Source organism: Acrocarpospora catenulata (genome assembly GCF_018476525.1).
Taxonomy (GTDB): Bacteria; Actinomycetota; Actinomycetes; order Streptosporangiales; family Streptosporangiaceae; genus Acrocarpospora; species Acrocarpospora catenulata.
This window is the reverse complement of record NZ_JAHCST010000006.1, coordinates 132,249-148,265: the sequence shown is the minus strand read 5'-3', so window position 1 is coordinate 148,265 and position 16,017 is coordinate 132,249. Positions and strand designations below refer to the sequence as shown.

At 71.1% G+C, this 16,017-nt stretch carries 13 protein-coding genes; 4 read left to right on the top strand and 9 right to left on the bottom strand.

Annotation, left to right across the window (positions count from 1 at the left end):
- Positions 1 to 33: 33 nt before the first annotated feature.
- The 4 genes from KIP79_RS08505 to KIP79_RS08490 all read right to left on the bottom strand — a co-directional run bounded on the left by KIP79_RS08505 (position 34) and on the right by KIP79_RS08490 (position 5,850).
- A complete protein-coding gene (locus tag KIP79_RS08505) occupies positions 34 to 1,092 on the bottom strand; it encodes a CaiB/BaiF CoA transferase family protein (protein WP_214104141.1) in 1,059 nt (352 codons plus the stop codon).
- Entirely contained in the window at positions 1,089 to 2,801 is a 1,713-nt protein-coding gene (locus KIP79_RS08500) for a class I adenylate-forming enzyme family protein (RefSeq protein WP_214104140.1), read from the bottom strand. Before KIP79_RS08500 ends, KIP79_RS08505 begins: the two co-directional genes overlap by 4 nt.
- 188 nt (positions 2,802 to 2,989) lie before the next feature.
- Positions 2,990 to 3,835: an NAD(P)-dependent oxidoreductase gene (locus KIP79_RS49285; protein ID WP_214104139.1), complete on the bottom strand. Its 846-nt coding sequence runs from the start codon at positions 3,833 to 3,835 to the stop codon at positions 2,990 to 2,992.
- The gene (locus KIP79_RS08490) at positions 3,832 to 5,850 is read right to left on the bottom strand and encodes a molybdopterin-containing oxidoreductase family protein (RefSeq protein ID WP_250212915.1); all 2,019 of its coding nucleotides are present in this window, start codon (positions 5,848 to 5,850) and stop codon (positions 3,832 to 3,834) included. The genes KIP79_RS49285 and KIP79_RS08490 overlap by 4 nt, the downstream gene beginning before the upstream one ends.
- A gap of 162 nt (positions 5,851 to 6,012) precedes the next feature.
- Here KIP79_RS08490 and KIP79_RS08485 point away from each other — a divergent pair, with 162 nt between their 5' ends.
- Positions 6,013 to 7,047 carry an NAD(P)H-dependent flavin oxidoreductase gene (locus tag KIP79_RS08485; RefSeq protein ID WP_214104137.1) on the top strand — a complete coding sequence of 345 codons (1,035 nt, stop codon included), beginning with the start codon at positions 6,013 to 6,015 and terminating at the stop codon, positions 7,045 to 7,047.
- Positions 7,048 to 7,155: 108 nt separating this feature from the next.
- Here the strand turns inward: KIP79_RS08485 and KIP79_RS08480 are convergent, their stop codons facing one another.
- A complete protein-coding gene (locus tag KIP79_RS08480; protein ID WP_214104136.1) occupies positions 7,156 to 7,947 on the bottom strand; it encodes an enoyl-CoA hydratase/isomerase family protein in 792 nt (263 codons plus the stop codon).
- Positions 7,948 to 8,172: 225 nt separating this feature from the next.
- Here KIP79_RS08480 and KIP79_RS08475 point away from each other — a divergent pair, with 225 nt between their 5' ends.
- Both KIP79_RS08475 and KIP79_RS08470 read left to right on the top strand, forming a co-directional pair.
- The gene (locus tag KIP79_RS08475) at positions 8,173 to 9,033 is read left to right on the top strand and encodes a sulfotransferase domain-containing protein (protein ID WP_214104135.1); all 861 of its coding nucleotides are present in this window, start codon (positions 8,173 to 8,175) and stop codon (positions 9,031 to 9,033) included.
- Entirely contained in the window at positions 9,033 to 10,196 is a 1,164-nt protein-coding gene (locus KIP79_RS08470) for a DUF1214 domain-containing protein (RefSeq protein ID WP_214104134.1), read from the top strand. Before KIP79_RS08475 ends, KIP79_RS08470 begins: the two co-directional genes overlap by 1 nt.
- 6 nt (positions 10,197 to 10,202) lie before the next feature.
- Here the strand turns inward: KIP79_RS08470 and KIP79_RS08465 are convergent, their stop codons facing one another.
- Positions 10,203 to 11,366 (bottom strand): MFS transporter, encoded by a 1,164-nt coding sequence (locus KIP79_RS08465; protein ID WP_214104133.1) that lies wholly within the window; start codon positions 11,364 to 11,366, stop codon positions 10,203 to 10,205.
- Positions 11,367 to 11,708: 342 nt separating this feature from the next.
- On the opposite strand from KIP79_RS08465, the gene KIP79_RS08460 reads away from it, so the two are divergent.
- Complete coding sequence (locus KIP79_RS08460) at positions 11,709 to 12,923, top strand: ABC transporter substrate-binding protein (protein ID WP_214104132.1); 1,215 nt, start codon at positions 11,709 to 11,711, stop codon at positions 12,921 to 12,923.
- A gap of 66 nt (positions 12,924 to 12,989) precedes the next feature.
- Here the strand turns inward: KIP79_RS08460 and KIP79_RS08455 are convergent, their stop codons facing one another.
- From KIP79_RS08455 to KIP79_RS08445, 3 genes are read right to left on the bottom strand one after another with little or no spacing between them, the layout of a single operon-like run.
- Positions 12,990 to 14,444, bottom strand: coding sequence for an aldehyde dehydrogenase (locus KIP79_RS08455; RefSeq protein ID WP_214104131.1), 1,455 nt, complete (start codon positions 14,442 to 14,444; stop codon positions 12,990 to 12,992).
- 20 nt (positions 14,445 to 14,464) lie between these two features.
- Positions 14,465 to 14,905: a nitroreductase family deazaflavin-dependent oxidoreductase gene (locus KIP79_RS08450; protein WP_214104130.1), complete on the bottom strand. Its 441-nt coding sequence runs from the start codon at positions 14,903 to 14,905 to the stop codon at positions 14,465 to 14,467.
- On the bottom strand, positions 14,902 to 15,984 hold the full coding sequence (locus KIP79_RS08445; RefSeq protein WP_214104129.1) for a phosphotransferase: 1,083 nt from the start codon (positions 15,982 to 15,984) through the stop codon (positions 14,902 to 14,904). The genes KIP79_RS08450 and KIP79_RS08445 overlap by 4 nt, the downstream gene beginning before the upstream one ends.
- Positions 15,985 to 16,017 lie beyond the last annotated feature (33 nt).

Here is a 16,017-nt window from a genome sequence, read left to right as displayed (position 1 = left end):
AAGGGCGGCCGCCGAACCCCACATCGGAGTGATCTAGCGGGTGCCGCCGGAGGGGTTCCTCCGGCGGCCGGGTGTGTGGCTGAGCCGGGGTGCCGGGGCGGCCTGCCAGCCGGCGTCGGACCGCCGGTAGGTGCCGCGGGCGGACAGGTGCGGATCGTCACCCAGTTCGTCAAGGTCCAGCACCGGTGTGCCGCACCCCTCCGTCCCGGCGAACACGCGCGTCCACTCCGCCCGCGTCCGGGTGCCGAACACCTCGGCGACCCGCGCGGTGAGGGCGGGCCAGCGGGCCCGGTCGTGCTGGTGGGCCGGGTCCTCATCGTCGATCCCCAGGCAGGCGAGCATCGCGACGTAGAACGGCGGCTCGACGGCGCCGACCGCGAACCACCGGCCGTCCGCGCACCGGTAGGAGCGGTAGAACGGCGCCGCCCCGCGCAGCGGGTTCTCGCGGGGTGGGCCGAGCACGCCACGGCCCTCCAGTTCGAGCACGCAGGACATCAGCAGGGCCACGCCGTCGACCATCGCGGCGTCGACGACCTGACCCCTGCCGGTGCGGGCCCGTGCCTGCAGCGCGAGCAGCACGCCGATGACCGCCAGGAACGAGCCGCCGGCGAAGTCGCCGAGAAAGCCCGGTGGGGCGACCGGCTCGTCGAGCCCGATCTGGGACAGCGCGCCGGCCGCCGCGACGTAGTTGATGTCGTGTCCCGGCCGGTGGGCCGACGGCCCGTGCTGCCCCCAGCCGGTGACCCGCAGGTAGATCAACCCGGGCGTCCGGCTCAGCAGGTCATTGGGGCCAAGGCCGAGGCGCTCGGCGACACCGGGCCGGAACGCCTCCACGAACACGTCGGCGTCGGCCGCCAGGTCCCGTACGCGCTCGCGGCCCTCGGGGGATTTGAGGTCGAGCGTCAGCCGGCGCTTGCCGCCGAGGAAGAGCGGGTCCCGGCCGGCCCAGCCGGCCTGGTCCCGCCCTCCCGGTCGTTCGACCAGCGTCACCTCCGCGCCGAAGTCCTCGAGCATGAGCGTCGCCAGCGGGGCGGGGGCCAGCGACGCCAGCTCCACCACCCGGACCCCCGTCAGGGGAAGCGGGGTGTTCATTCCGCGACGGCGAGGGACCGGTCCGCGAGGCGTTCCACCGCGAGGTCTACCAGCCCTCGTTTGCGGAACTTGCCGGACGCGGAGACCGGCACGTCCGCCTCGGCGATCAGGAAGGCGTACTTGGGCACCTTGTAGCGGGCCAGGCGCTCCTGGCAGTGCGTGATGACGGCGTCCAGGTCGGGCTGGGCGCCGGGCGCCGGGACGATCCAGGCGCAGCCGGCCTGTCCCCAGCGGCGGTCCGGCACGCCGACCACGTAGGCGGCCCCGACCCCCGGCAGGTCGGCGATCAGAGCCTCGACCTCGCGCGGCGAGACCAGTTCGCCCCCGGACCGGTAGACGTCGGAGTTGCGGCCGGTGAAGACGAACGCGCCGTCCTCGCGGACCCATCCGAGGTCGCCCGAGCGGAACCAGCCGTCGACCCGGGAGGCGTCGGTCTCCGGATCCATTCGCCAGTAGCCGGGGGAGACGCTCGGGCCGCGATACTGGAGTTCGCCGATCTCGCCGGGCGCGACCACCTGTCCGCCGCCGGGGTCGACCACCCGCCACTCGTGCTCGGCGCCGCCGAGGGCGGCGATTCCCGCGCAGCCCGCCGTCGACTCCCAGCCGACCGTGTTGGCCAGAACCTCGTTCGACGAACCGGGCGGGACCATGAACGCCGTGCCCTGGAGTTCGGTCATGCCGAAGCCGGAGGTCACCTCGTCGACGCCGAAGGCGTCGCGGACCTTCTGCCAGTCGGCCTCGGGCATCGCGTCGCCGCCGATGAAGACCGACCGCAACGCCCAGCCGGGATGGGCGTCGCGGTCGAAGGTGGCGAGCTCGTCGATCAGCCGGTAGGCCATCGCCGCCACGACGACGATGTCACTGGCCGCGCCGGCCGCGATCGTCTCCAGCTGCTCCCGGGGGTCGAACCGCTGCCGCAGGATCACCCGGCCGCCGACGAAGGTGGCCGGCAGGATGCACTGCGCCAGGCCGAACAAGTGGAAGGAAGGCAGCGCGGTCAGGCTGCTCCACCCGGTGTCGTAGCCGCGGGTCAGGGCGGTCCCGTACGCCTCCCGGAGCATCGCGTCGCTGTGCAGGAGCGCGCCTTTGGGCGTGCCGGACGACCCGGCGGTGTACATGATGGCGCACGGCGCGGTGGGGGACCCGGCGTCCGGCGCGGCGGCGTCCTCACCGTCGCCGAGCAGGTCGTCCCAGGCGGTCCACGGCTCGAACGAGGGCCGGCCGGATCGCACGACGAGCCGCGGGCCCCGGCCGTCGAAGGCGCCGGTGTTCCGCAACACGGTGGCGACGTCCCGGCCGGCGACCTCGCAGTCGAGCACGACGATCGACGGCTCGGAGTGGTCCAGGACGTAGCGCATCTCCTCGGTGCCGAGGAGGTAGTTCATCGGTACGGCGATGGCCCCGATGCGGGTCAGACCGGCGTACATGGCGACGAACTCGGCGGAGTTGCCCATCAGCAGGGCCACCCGGTCGCCGGCGCCGATGCCGGCGCGGTGGAACCCACCCGCCGCGCGTCTGCTGTAGGCCGCCACGTCGCGGTAGGACCAGGACTGCCCGGCGCTCTCGATGTAGATGTTGTCCGGCCACCGTTCGGCGCAGTGGTCGAGGTGCTGGGCGAAGGTCCGAGGTGTCCAGGTCGGCCGGCTCAGTTCGAGATCAGCTCGCCGGCGGGCGAGATCGGGGTTCGTGGCGTCGGGGGAGAGGTCCAAGGCGACGTCACCTCGTCTTTCGACTTGCAGCAGGGATGTTCCGGTCGGGGCTTGCCGGAAGTCCCCGCGGGGGGCCTTTGTATTCCGACTGGACAGTGACTGTCAAGGTCGCTCCTTCCCTGCCGTCCCGCAGCCTGCGGATGCGCGTTAGTATACTGTCCATTCAGAATATGTCATCCGACCCATCATCACTCGGGCTTGCCGGTGCGGCCCGTTCCGCCGGCCGCGAGCAGGCGGTCCACCATCTCGCGGGCGATCTCGTTCAGCAGGGACGGCGGCTGACCGGTCTGCCCCGACACCAGGGCGGTGAAGAGGCCGACATCCTTGTCCAGCAGGTTCACATAGTCCATTCGCGGCTCGGGACGGTAGAACGGCGTCAGGCCGACCATCACGCTCCCGCCGCTGGTGTGCCGCAGGGCGGCCAGCATCTCCTCGGGATCCAGCCCGGCCGCCTCGCCGACGCGCAGCGCGTCGAAGATCAACGCCAGGTTCGACACCGCGAGCGTGTTGTTGATGATCTTCATGTGCTGACCGCTGCCGAGCGGTCCGAGATGGAAGACGAAGTCGGCGTAGGCGCGCAGGACCGGATGGACCCGCGCCACGACGTCCGTCTCGCCCCCGACGAGCAGACTGAAGCGGGACTCCTCGTGCGAGGCGCCGTCGCGGGTGACCGGGGCGTCGATCACGTCCACGCCCAGCGGGGCGGCCTGCTCCGCGAGAGCCACGCAGGTCCGCGGCGCGACCGTGCTGTGGACCACGAGCGTGGTGCCCGGCCGCATCGCCGCCAGCAGCCCGCCGCCGACGGCGACGTCCACGACATCGCTGTCGGCCGTCACGCAGACCGCGATGACATCGCACCGTTCGCCCAGTTCCGCCGGGGACGCGGCGACCAAGGCCCGGGTGCCGGAGAAAGGTTCCAGGGACTGCTCGCGACGGGCCCACAGCACGACGTCGTGCGGTGCCGTCAGCAGCCGGCGTACGAGCGGGACGCCCTGGTCGCCGAGGCCGATCCAGCCGACCCGGGCCGCCGTCACCGCTGCCCGCCGGGCGTGCGGGGGGTCACCTGGACCGGGAGTCCGCTCAGGGTCGGCATGCCGGTCAACGGGTCGATGCCCGTTCTGGTGCTGGTCAGCCTGTTCACGTTGGTCCTTTCGAAGCCGTGCGGAACGCTCACCGCGCCGCGGGGGAGCCGCCGGTCGAGCCGGGCCAGGGCGTCGAGCGCGCCGAACTCGCTGGTGACGGTGACCGGGCCGGCGTCGCCGATGCCGAGATCGGCGGCGTCGAGCGGGTTGAGGTACACCGCGTCCGAGCCGTCGCCGGCTGGTCCGGTGGTGAGCTGGGAGTTGAAGTGCCGGAGCTGGCGGCGTGGCAGGAGCACCAGCTCACCGGCCGGTACGGGCAGGTACATCGCCGCGCGGAGTTCGGCCGGGGCGAGGTTCCACCCGCCTCGCTCGCGGACGCCCGCCCGCACCCAGCCCGTGGCCGGCTCGGGGTCCACGACGACCCGCGCGGCGCGCAGCGTCTCCAGGTCGCAGCGGGCCGTACGCAGCGCGTCGGCGAACAGCGTGTCGGCTGTCGCCTGGGCGACCGGCACGCCGCCCGGCAGGATCGATCGGCCCAGCCGTTCGCCGAGATCGGCCAGGATCCGCCACAGTTCCCGGCGGTCGGCCGCCGGTGGGACGACCGCGTCGGTGTACTGCGCCGAGATCTCGGGCGCGTACTGGTCGGTCAGGTAGGTGAGGTCGGGCCGCTCCAGCTGACCGGCGCAGGGCAGCAGGTGGGTGGCCAGCCTGGTCATCCCGTTGTGCACGACGTCGGCGACCGCGACGACCTCGGCCGCCCGCAGGGCGCGCAGCGCGCGGCCGGTGTCCGGCAGGCAGGAGGCCAGGTTCGCGCCCAGGATCAGGAGCGCGCGGACGTTGCCCGTCTCGATCTCGTCGAGCAGCGCGACGGTGGGCTGTTCACCGAACTGGCGGGGAAGCTCGGGACGGCTCGGCGGGCCGGGGCGCGGGCGATGGTCGCCCGTCCGCCAAGGGTGCCGGTCCAGGGACCGGATGAAGCCGGGGTTGAACCAGGTGCCCCCGGGCGCGTCCGCCGACCCGGTGACGATCTGGAGGACGAGCATCAGCCACTGGGTCAGCGTGCCGGAGCGGGACATCGTCACCCCTGTGCCGGTCAGACCCGCGAACCGGCCGTGCCGCCGCAGCGCGTCGCGCATCGCCACCAGGTCATCCGGCGGGATCCCGCAGACCCGGCCGGCCAGCGCCAGATCGTAGGGGGCCAGGCAGTCCGCGAGCTCGGCCAGCCCGGTCGTCTCGCGGGCCAGCGCGCGGTGGTCGGCGACGGCCAGCATCTCGTTGACGAGGGCGGCCAGCCAGACGTGGTCGGTCCCCGGCCGCGGCGCCAGGTGCCGGGTCGCCATCTCGGCCGTCTCGGTGCGCCGTGGGTCGACGACCCAGACCTCGCCGCGGGCGGTCAGCTCGCGCAGCCGGGTGCGTGGATTCGGGGCGCCACTGGAGTGGCCGTGGGAGATGACCGGGTTGGAGCCGACCAGGACGGTCAGGGTGGCGCCGGGCGCCACCCCGGCGGCGAAGAGGCCCGGTTGGCCGGCGACCAGCGCGCCGACGAGAGGTTTGGCCGGCGCGTCGATGGTGAGGGGGCTGTAGACGCTCGTGGTCCCGAGCGCCCGGGCGAGCCGCCGTGCGGCGAGCGCGCCGGCGGCGTCCATCCCGCCGCCTGAGCCGTTGAAGACGGCGATCGCGTCGGGGCCGCTCTCCCGGCTGATCGTGGCCAGCCGGGCGGCGAGGTCGGCGAGGGCGGTGTCCCAGGTGGTCGGTCGCCGGTCCGGGCCGGCCCGGCCGACCATCGGCGTGTCGAGCCGGTCCGGGTCGTGGTGGAAGCCCGGGAGCGCGCGTCCCTTGGCACAGGTATACCCGGCGGACAGCGGGTGTTCGGCGTCTCCGGTGGCCCTGACGACCTGCCCGTCGTCGACGTCGACGAGCAGACCGCAGTGTGCGACGCAGAACCGGCAGTAGCTGCGGACGGTCATGGTCACGTGAGGTCCTCACGGCCGATAAGTAGTCTGAATGGTTAGTGTATCTGTCTGTGTGGGACTAGGACAGCTTGACATATACCGACCGTCCAGGATACAACCCAGGAGACCGGCCAGGGGTGCCGCTGCCTCTGGATTCCGAACCCCGCCGGAGGCGAAATGTCCACCCGTATTCCCACCCGGTTCACTGAGATGGTCGGCATCAGGCATCCCGTCATGCAGGACGGCATGGGGTCGGGTTCGTTCACGACCGGGGCGATCGCCGCCGCCGTGTCGGCCGCCGGAGGCCTCGGCTCGGTCAGCGTCGCCGACCTGTGGGCCGAACCGAAGAAGGCGGAGAAGGTCTTCCGCGCCCAGATGGACTTCGTCGCCTCCCACACGGACCTGCCGTTCGCCGCCAACATCCCCATCGGGATCGACTACACCGGCGACGTGATCGAGTCCTCGGTCCAGCACCTCGGCTACCTGCTCGACGCCCGGCGCGCCGATTCGGCGCTGGAGAAGCAGTTGCGGGTGGTGACGACCTCCGGCGGGGCACCGGACAGGTTCCGCGACGCCATCCGCGACGCCGGGCTCCTGCACTTCTGCAAGGTCGGCTCGACCCGGCAGGCTCTGCACGCGGTCCGCGCCGGCGTGGACCTGGTCATCGCCTCCGGTTACGAGATGGGCGGGCACACCCACTCCAAGCCCGTGCACACCTTCGTGCTCGGCCCCAACGTCACCGAGGCCGTCGACGTGCCGGTCATCGTCAGCGGCGGCGTCCGGGACGCCCGCGGCCTGGCGGCGGCGCTCTGCTTCGGGGCGGACGGGGTCGCCATGGGGACCCGCTTCATCGCCACCGAGGAAAGCGGGTGGCATCCGGCGATCATCGAGCGGGTCCTCGGGGCCAAGGAGGGCGACGACGTCACCTTCCCCGGGGTGTACGGCCCGATCCGCGGCCTGCGCAACCAGGCGACCGACACCATCGAGCGCATGGTCGCCGAGGGGCGCTCCGACGAGGAGATCACCGAATGGAAGGCGGCCGCCTTCCGCCGGGTCCAGGACGAGGGCGACGTGCTCAACGGGCTGTTCCCGACCGGCCAGGTGGCCAGCGGCATCGACTCGGTGGTACGGATCGCCGACTTCGTCCCGGGCATCGTCGCCGAGGCCGCGAAGATCCTGGCCGGACTCACCGGCCGGGCGATCGACGCCTAGCGAGCGCGGATCCTGGCCGGGCTCGCCGGCTAGGTGATCGACGACCAGCGAGCGCCGGCGCCCGGGCGTCTAGACGATGGCCCAGGTGGTCCCGGTCGCTGGGGCGGCTCAACGGCCGCCGGTGAGCCGGGCGGCGGCCTCGCCGAGGTCCGGGCGGTACCGGTTGGCGTACTGGAACTGCATCAGGACGTGCTCGGCCGCCGACTGGTCCCGGCCGGCCACGAGCATGCGTTTGCTCGCCTGGACCGCCGCCGGGTCGCCGGCGGCGATTTCCCGGGCCAGTTCGGTGGTGACCGCGCGCAGCGACTCGTCGGGCACCACCTGGCTGACCAGGCCGACCTCCCGGGCCTGCGCGCCGGTGAGCACTCGGCCGGTGAACAGGAGTTCGGCGGCCAGCGCGTATCCGACCTGGCGGGGGAGCAGCCACGTCGCCGCGCCGGTGTCGGTGACCGCGCCCATCTTCGCGTACGGGAAGCCGAACCTGGCCGACTCGCCGGCGATCCGGATGTCGGCCTGAAGGGCGAGTTCGTACCCGTAGCCGAACGCGGGGCCGTTGACCATCGCGATCACGGGCTGGCGCACGGCGCTGAGGTTCCACAGGCCGTCCCGCGAGTCGAGCAGTGTGCCGCTGGCCGGGGGGAACATCGGGGCCGTGCGCAGCGTCTCGTCCTTGAGGTCGGCGCCGGAGCAGAATCCCCGGCCGGCGCCGGTCACGACGATCACCCGGACGTCGGGCCGGGGGGACAGACCGGCGACGACGTCCTGGATCCGCGCGATACGGGCGAGGGTGACGGGGTTGAGCCGGCGTGGCTCGTTGAGCGTCACCCAGGCGATCCCGTCCCCGACCTCCGTCCTGACGTAGTCCTTGTCGCTGTCCTTGCCGCTGTCCGCGTCGCTCACGCTGCCCCTTCCTCGCTGTGCGTGGCCCTGGCCAGGCACCCCGCTCCGTGTATACTAAACGCACAGTGCGCAGAGGTGGAAGGCCCTCCCATCGGCATCGCGACCCCGGTCGAGATCGCCCACTCATGCTCGACGACGCCGCGGCGCGTCGTCATCTCACGTCGGCTGAAGAGGCTCGGGGAACCGCCTCGGGCCTGACTCCCAACGACCATGGAGAGCGGCACCATGCACGACCCCGACCCGACATTCATGCACGACAACTACGACGACATCCGCGACTTCCCGCTGGCCGGCGGCGACGTCATCGTCTCCGGCTTCCCGAAGTCGGGCACCAACTGGATGCAGGTCATGCTGAGCGGCCTGTGGGACGGCTGGGGCACGCTGTCCGGCGGCTCCCGCCAGGTGCCCAACCTCTCCGGCAAGGACCGGCCCGGTTATCGCGGTTACCTGGCCTGCGTCGAGTCCCCCTCGCCACGGCTGATGAAGACCCATCTCCCGGTGGATCTGATGCCCAGGGCCTGGCCGGAGAAGGGCAAAGTCGTCCACATCACCCGTAACCCCAAGGATGTCTGCGTCTCCTACTTCTACGAGGTCAAGGGCCTGGGGACGCACGCGGCCGGGTCCCGCTACGTGACGGGCGACGGCTTCTCGATCCACGACTTCGCCGAGCAGTTCGCCCGGGGCGAGGTGCCCTACGGCCCGTACACCGACAACGTCATCGGCTGGCGGCGGACCGAGCACCCGAATCTGCTGAAGATCACCTACGAACAGGCCCGCGCGGACGTGCGCGCCACCCTGGCCCAGGTGATCGAGTTCGTCGGCCGACCGGTGTCGCCGGAACGGCTGGCGGAGGTCATAGCCAGGACCGAGTTCAACGCGATGCGCAACAGCGACCTGCGTTTCGAGATCAACCACGCCGACCTGCGGGAGGGCCGCGAGGACGCGACGCCGTTCATGCGCAAGGGCATCGTGGGCGACTGGAAGCGCGAACTGTCCACCTACGACAGCGAACTCATCGACGCCGCCGTCGTGGCCCGCCTGGAGTCGGCCGGCGTCCACCTGACGTACGAGCTCAGCAGGACCTGATGCCCGGAGACGACACAGAGGAACTATGGCGGGCCTGGGAAGACTTCTGCGTCGGCCTGGGCGCCAAGCTCGCCTGGGCCGGAGCCGAGATCCTCGATCGCGACGGCCCCGAACTCGACCGGGTCGAGGGCCTGCGTGTCCTACTGCGCGACATGCGCATGTCGGTGGAGCGCGCGGTGGAGTACCTGGACCGGGACTTCCCGTTCTTCGGCGACGGATTCAACGACACCTACCACCTCATCGGTGACGCGCCGGACTACACCCTCCAGCTCGCCTACGTGGACGGCGACGCCGAGTACGTGATCAGGGGTCGGGCCGGCACCGCCGACTGTTTCACCTTCACCAGCCAGGGACCGGCGCCCGGATCGCCGGATCCGGGCGTCCTGATGAAGCTGGTCGACCCGACGGCCAGCGCGGCGATCACCGGCACCCTCGACAGCGACGCCATCCCCATGGACCCGGACGGCCACTTCGAGGTGACCGTGTCGCGGGCGCCTCCGGCCTCCGGTGCCTGGCTCCCGCTGGCGCCGAACTCGACGATGATCCTGGTCCGCAACGAGTTCCACGGCCGGTTCACCGACCACCGGCGCCACCGGCCGGCCAAGCTCACGATCTCCAGACGGTTCGCGCCGGAGCGTCCGGCCCCGTTGCGGGCGGCCGGCCTGCGCCGAGGGCTGGACCAGATCGTCCGGGAGACCGGCACCGCGACCGTGTCCCGGGGGCGGATGTTCGCGGAGTTCCAGCGGCGGGGCGTGGGGTTCGACGCCGCCCAGGACCGGTGGAAGGCCGGTGGCGGGAATCCCCGTACCGTCTTCCTGAGCGGTTTCTGGGAGCTGGCGCCCGGCCAGGCGCTCGTCGTCGAGGTCGACGACCCCCCGAAGGCGAGCTTCTGGCTGCTCGGGCTGACCAACGCCTGGATGGAGTCGCTCGACTTCCGCTTCCACCAGATGTACCTCAACAGCACCACCGCGACCGTCGGCCCGGACGGCGGGCTGCGCTTCGTCGTGGCCGCCGAGGACCCCGGCGTGCCCAACTGGCTGGACACCGCCGGTCACGAACGCGGCGTCCTGATGTGGCGGTGGACCTACCCCGAACGCCCGCCACCGATCCCACGGGTTCGGCCGGTGCGGCTGAGCGACCTGGTCCGGAAGCACCCGACCTGATGGCGCTCAGCGGTCCGTGACCCGGGCCGCGACGGTGAAGAGCACCGCCGCGAGCACCGTCACCGCGGCCGCCGCGAACCAGGCGGCCCCGAACGAGCCGGTCCGGACGATCCAGCCGAATCCCACCGGGCCGGCGATGCAGCCCACGAAGATCATCGCGGTGACGATCCGCAGCGGCCGGTCCGGTTCCGGGGCGAACGCGCTCACCGACGCCATCTGGTAGACGGGCGACCAGCCCCAGATGGTCACGAAGGCGATCACGATCGCCACCGCGAATGTCGAGGTGGACCCCAGGCCCAGCACGGCGAACGTCACCACCGAGGCGAGGAGGATGTTCCGGGCGATGAGCAACGGGCCGCGTCGTGCCCGGTCGGCCCGGACGCCGAGGGAGATCCGGCTGACCACGCCGACGATGCCGCCCAGCGCGACCAGCAGCCCGGCCGTCGACTCCGGGATCCCGTTGGCGCCCGCCGAGCTCACGACGAACGCCGAGAAGCTGTTCGCCGCGGCGAAGGCCAGGCCCGCGCCGATCCCGAGCAGGAGGACCAGGGTGACATCGCCCGGCGCGCGGCCGGTGGTCCGCCGGGCTGCCTGGGGCCGTACGGACGGTGTCACCAGCACGGTCGGCAGGATCAGCGCGGCTGCCACGACGAAGGCCGCACGCCAGCCCAGCGGCGCCGCGACCAGGGGGACGGCGATTCCGCAGAGCAGAGAGGAGAGGGGGAGGGCGGCGAGCTTGACGCCGAAGGCGAAGCCCTGGTGCCGACGGTCGACGGCCGCGCCGATGTAGGCGCCGGCGGCCGGTTCCACCAGACTCTGCGCCAGGCCGGCCACGGCCACGGCGATCACCAGGCCGACCCACGAGTGGACGGCGAAGGCGATGGCGAGCAGGCTGCCGGCGGCCAGGAGGATGCCGGCCTGGATCATCCGCGGGTAGCCGATGCGCGGGGTCAGCCATCCGCCGGGTATCGTCGCCACCGCCCCGGCCGCGAAGTACGCGCTCGTCACGACTCCGAGGCGGCCGGCGTCCAGGTTCATCTCGCGCCCCATGCTGAGCGCGAGTGACGCCGTCAGGTAGAGCGGGAGGAAGCACGCCAGCGGGCCTGCCGCCGGAAGTAGCAGGTCGCGCCCCCGTGGCCGCACCGACGGCTCGGGTTCACCGAGCGGCACGACAGGTCCCACGTCCGGCCGCATCCCGCACCCCCACCGATGGTTGTCGCCCAGGACCGCGATCCGGCCTTCAGCATGACCTCACGCTTAACTATACTAAGCAGTCAGGGAACTTTGAGTCTCCTATTTCGTGCAGAGAGGCCGAAATTCCCACTGATCTCGCGTAGCTCGCCAGGCTGCTGGGCCCAGAACTCCCCACACTGCGCCTCTTCGCGACGGTCACGCCGAAACCCTTGACGCGACCGCCGTACCTATGGACACTGACCATTCAGTAACTAACTCGCTAGCTCTTGTACATCGTGGGCCGTGCCCGGCGATGCCTACAGGAAGCGGGAGGACCTGGTGGGTAAACCCAAGAACACATGGCGCCGGCGGCCCTTTGCCGCTGTCGCGAGCCTGCTCATCACCGTGCTGACGGTCGCCGCGTGCGGGGCCGACGGTGAAGGCGGCGCACAGTCCGAGACCGAGCCGATCCGAATTCTCGCCCTTCTCGCCACCTCCGGCATCTCCGCACCCTCGGGTGAGCCGCTGCTCGCCGGCGTGAAGGCGGCCGCCGACGTCGTGAACGCCAACGGCGGAGTGAACGGCCGGAAGGTCGAGGTCAAGACCCTCAACACCCAGAGCGACCCGACCAGGGCCGTCTCGCTCTTCCAGGGCGAGGTGGCCGCCAGCAAGCCCGACCTGGTCTTCGCGGGCACCTCCAGCAGTGAGCTCGTCGCGCTCGCGGCGGCCACCACGGCGGCGAAGGTCCCGGTCATCTGCCCCAACCAGGCGGCGGCCGCGGGCGATGCCGCGACGAACCCCTACATCTTCTCCGGCGCGGGCGCGAGCGTGGTCCAGTCCCAGTACTTCGCGAAGCTGTTCAAGGACAAGGGCTACACCAACGCCGGGCTGCTGGTTCCCAACAGCGCGGTCGGCGAGGCCCAGGAGGCCCCCTACGCCAAGGCGTTCCAGGATCTCGGGCTCACCCTGCGCATCGAGAAGTACGGCGCCGCGGACCTCGACATGTCCGCACCGCTCACCCGGCTGCGGGACGCGGGTACCCAGGCGGTCGTGTTCTTCTCGGTCGGGCCCGCCGGCGGCTACATCATCAAGTCCCGGGCGAAGATCGGGTTCGACGCCCCCTTCTACGGGGATTCGGCGGTCGCCACCGGCAACATCTCCGGCCTGTTCACGGCCGAGGAGGCCGAGGGCGTCGTACTCAACGCCTACCAGGTCAGCGTCGCGCAGACGGACGCCGAGATGTTGCCCGGCAAGAAGAAGCTCATCGCGACGCTCGCCGAGGAGAACGTCACCTACACCACCCCGCTCCTGACCTACGCTCTCTCCTACGACACGGTTCTCGCGTCGATGAACGCCTTCATCGCCGTCGGCAAGACCGACGACCCGGACGGCTGGCGGGCCGCCATGGAGAACAACCCCACCACGCCCTTCGATCCCGCGATGAGCAGCAAGTTCGACTGGACGAAGGACAGCCACTTCCGGGGTGACCCGGGTCCCTACGTCCTGATCCCGGCGAGCACACAGCTCGTCAACGGTCAGTACGACGTGCTGTAACCCCCTCCGAGCCGGACGTCCCCGATGACCACTCGTCATCGGGGACGTCCGTTTTGTGGCAGGCCGTCACGCGGAGGGAGCGCTGCCGGCGCGGTAGATGGTCTTGGTACGCAGGTAGGCGTCGACCGACTCCGGACCGAGTTCCCGGCCCAGACCGCTCTCCTTGTAGCCGCCGAAGGGGGCCTCCAGCGCGATCGAGAACTGGTCGACGCCGACCGTGCCGGTCTGCAGCCGCCGCGCCACGTCGGTGGCGTGGTCGACGTCGCGGCTGAACACCGCTCCGCTGAGGCCGTAGGTGGAGTCGTTGGCGATGGCGATCGCCTCCTCCTCGCCGTCGTAGGGAATGATCGACAGGACCGGTCCGAAGATCTCCTCGCGGGCGATCCGCATGTCGTTGGAGACATCCCGGAACACGGTCGGTTCCACGTAGCACCCGTCTTCGAGCCCCGCCGGCCGGCCGCCACCGGTGGTCAGGCGCGCGCCTTCCCGCAGACCCGCCGCGATGTACGACTCCACCCGGGCGCGCTGCCGCGCGGACACGAGCGGCCCGAACACCGACTTCGGGTCGGCCGGGTCGCCGACCGGGACGCGGGCCAGGACCTCGGTGGCGAGTTCGACGACCTGGTCGTACTTGTCGCGAGGAGCCAGGACCCGGGTGCACGCCGTGCACTGCTGGCCGGTGTTGGGGAGGCACACCTCAAGGATCCGGGCGCCGAACTCCTCGAGGTCGGCGTCGTCGAGCAGGATGGCCGCCGACTTGCCGCCGAGTTCCAGGGTGACCGGCTTGAGCTGGGCCCCGGCCCGGGCAGCGATGATCTTGCCGGTGGCGGACGAGCCGGTGAAGGCGATCTTGGTGATCAGCGGGTGATCGACCAAGGCCTGCCCGGTCTCGGGGCCGCCGCTGACGATGTTGATCAGTCCGGGCGGGAAGCCGGCCTGCTCGATCGCCTCGCTGAGCAGGAACGCGTCGAGTGTGGTCTCCGGCGACGGCTTGATGACCACGGCGCACCCGGCGGCGAGGGCCGGCCCGAGCTTCCACGCGATGAGCCCCTGGGGGCCGTTCCACGGAATGATGAGCCCGGCGACGCCGATCGGCTCCCTGCGCACGATGGCGTAACCGGTGCTGGTCGGCCGGGTGTGTTCCAGTTCCAGGGTGTCCGCGACACCGGCGAAGTACCGGTAGTAGCGGGCGGGGCGCTCCTCGTGGACCAGCCGGGAGAAGGAGATCGGCATACCGTTCTCCGAACTCACCAGCCGGGCCATCTCCGCGCCACGCTCCACGTACGCGTCCGCCAGGCGGCGGATGTAGGCGGCCCGGTCCTTCGGCGTGAGCTCAGCCCAGCCGGACGTCCGGAACGCCCGGTCGGCCGCTTCCGCCGCCCGCGCGACGTCGGTCGCGTCACCGTCCACGATCGACCCGATGCGCTGCCCGTTGGCGGGGTTCACCACCTCGATGCGGCTCGCCGAGTGGGGTGCGACGTATTCTCCGCCGATGTAAAGGTGCTTGATGTCGTGTTCCATGACCCTCGTATCCCGTTCGGTTACTGCCGTTCCAGCACCACGACCGGAATGACCCGGTCGGTCCGCGTCGCGTACACGTCGTACTCCCAGAGCGGGACCATCTGCTTCCACAGGCGCTCGCGTTCTTCTCCGGTGGCCGTCCGGGCACGGGCGGTGAAGCGGTCGGCCTTCACCTGTAGCGTTACGACGGGGTCCGCGAGGATGTTGAGGTACCAGTTGGGGTGGCGAGGCGCTCCCCCCTGGGACGCGACCAGGATGTAGCGGCCGTCGTCCTCGCCGAAGATCAGGGCGACCGTGCGCTCCTGGCCGGAGCGCCGCCCGCGGGTGGTCAGCAGCAGGGTGGGCGTCTCCGACCAGAGGTAGCCGTCCTCGCCGTCCGTCGCGAGGTACCGGGCGATGTGGTCCGCCTTGTCGGCGAACCGGGTGTCCCAGCCGGTGCGGCGCTTTCCGCTTTCGGTCATGCCATCGCCTCCATCGCGTTGAGGTCGATCGCGGCGACCCCGAATTTGTAGACCGTGGCGGTCACGCGGAGCTCGGTCTGCATGTCCGGAGGGGTGACGAGCCAGATCCACAGGCCGAAGACGGCGTGCCTGCGGTAGCTGTCCCAGGCCTCGTCCCAGTCCGGCGCCGGGGCGCCGTGCTCCGACAGGGTCCGCAGGTAGCGTCGGAGCAGGGCCTTCTCCGAGCTGCGCCGGTCTTCCGGGTCGAGCGCCGACATCATCGTCTTGGCGACGTCGAGACTCCAGTGGCCGGCGCGTGCGCACTGCCAGTCCAGCAGGCCCGGACGGCCCTCGCCGTCGATGAACAGGTTGCCGGTGTGGGCGTCGCCGTGAATGAGGCACGGAGTCGCTCTGCCATCCAGCTCCAGCAGCCGGTAGAGGGCCTCCCGGAGGAAGACCGGGTCGCGGAAGCGCCGTGGCAGGGCTCCGCCCCGGGGCATCTCCAGGAACTCGGGGATGCGCTCGGTGAAGAGGTCGTAGAACGGATCACGCTCGCCGAGCGGGACGCCGTGGTGCAGCCAGCGCCTGTCGTGGAGCCACGGCGCGTCCCACGTCATGGCGTGCATGGCGGCCTGCTGGGAGAGCACGTCGTCGACCTGCTCCACGGTGAGCGACCGGTCCGCCGAACTGAAGGTCCCGTTGCGGAGGGTCAGGTCCTCAAGCATGATGTACGCCGACTTCGTGGCGTCGTCGTAGCCGCTGGAGAAGCAGCGGGGCACGTTGAGCGGCAGGTCCGGCAACATGCGCCCGTACATGTACGCCTCCTTGGCGTACAGCCCTCCGTCGAGCATGACCGGGCTGTGCGGGGAGCCGAAGCAGCACTTCACGCAGACCGACCGTGGGTAGTCCGGTGAGTCGTTCTCGTAGGTGAGATGGATGCGGGCCGTCATCGCGACCCCGGTGTTGACGGTCTCGACGGTCGCGGAGCTCACGACCACCCCCGGAAACGACGGTGCCAGCACCGTCGTCAACCAGTCCGGAGTGAAGTCCGCCATCGACCTCGGGATCGTGGAGCTCGCGGGTGTTTCGGCAGTGTGCATGGCGCCTCCCAGGGATGTCACCGCCGTGTTACG

What these genes read in the sequence shown, in the direction of transcription:
- KIP79_RS08505 (WP_214104141.1), bottom strand. Translation starts at nt 1,092, where the DNA reads ATGAACACCCCGCTTCCCCTGACGGGGGTCCGGGTGGTGGAGCTGGCG.
- KIP79_RS08490 (WP_250212915.1), bottom strand. Translation starts at nt 5,850, where the DNA reads ATGACCGTCCGCAGCTACTGCCGGTTCTGCGTCGCACACTGCGGTCTG.
- KIP79_RS08485 (WP_214104137.1), top strand. Translation starts at nt 6,013, where the DNA reads ATGTCCACCCGTATTCCCACCCGGTTCACTGAGATGGTCGGCATCAGG.
- KIP79_RS08475 (WP_214104135.1), top strand. Translation starts at nt 8,173, where the DNA reads ATGCACGACCCCGACCCGACATTCATGCACGACAACTACGACGACATC.
- KIP79_RS08470 (WP_214104134.1), top strand. Translation starts at nt 9,033, where the DNA reads ATGCCCGGAGACGACACAGAGGAACTATGGCGGGCCTGGGAAGACTTC.
- KIP79_RS08455 (WP_214104131.1), bottom strand. Translation starts at nt 14,444, where the DNA reads ATGGAACACGACATCAAGCACCTTTACATCGGCGGAGAATACGTCGCA.
- KIP79_RS08450 (WP_214104130.1), bottom strand. Translation starts at nt 14,905, where the DNA reads ATGACCGAAAGCGGAAAGCGCCGCACCGGCTGGGACACCCGGTTCGCC.
- KIP79_RS08445 (WP_214104129.1), bottom strand. Translation starts at nt 15,984, where the DNA reads ATGCACACTGCCGAAACACCCGCGAGCTCCACGATCCCGAGGTCGATG.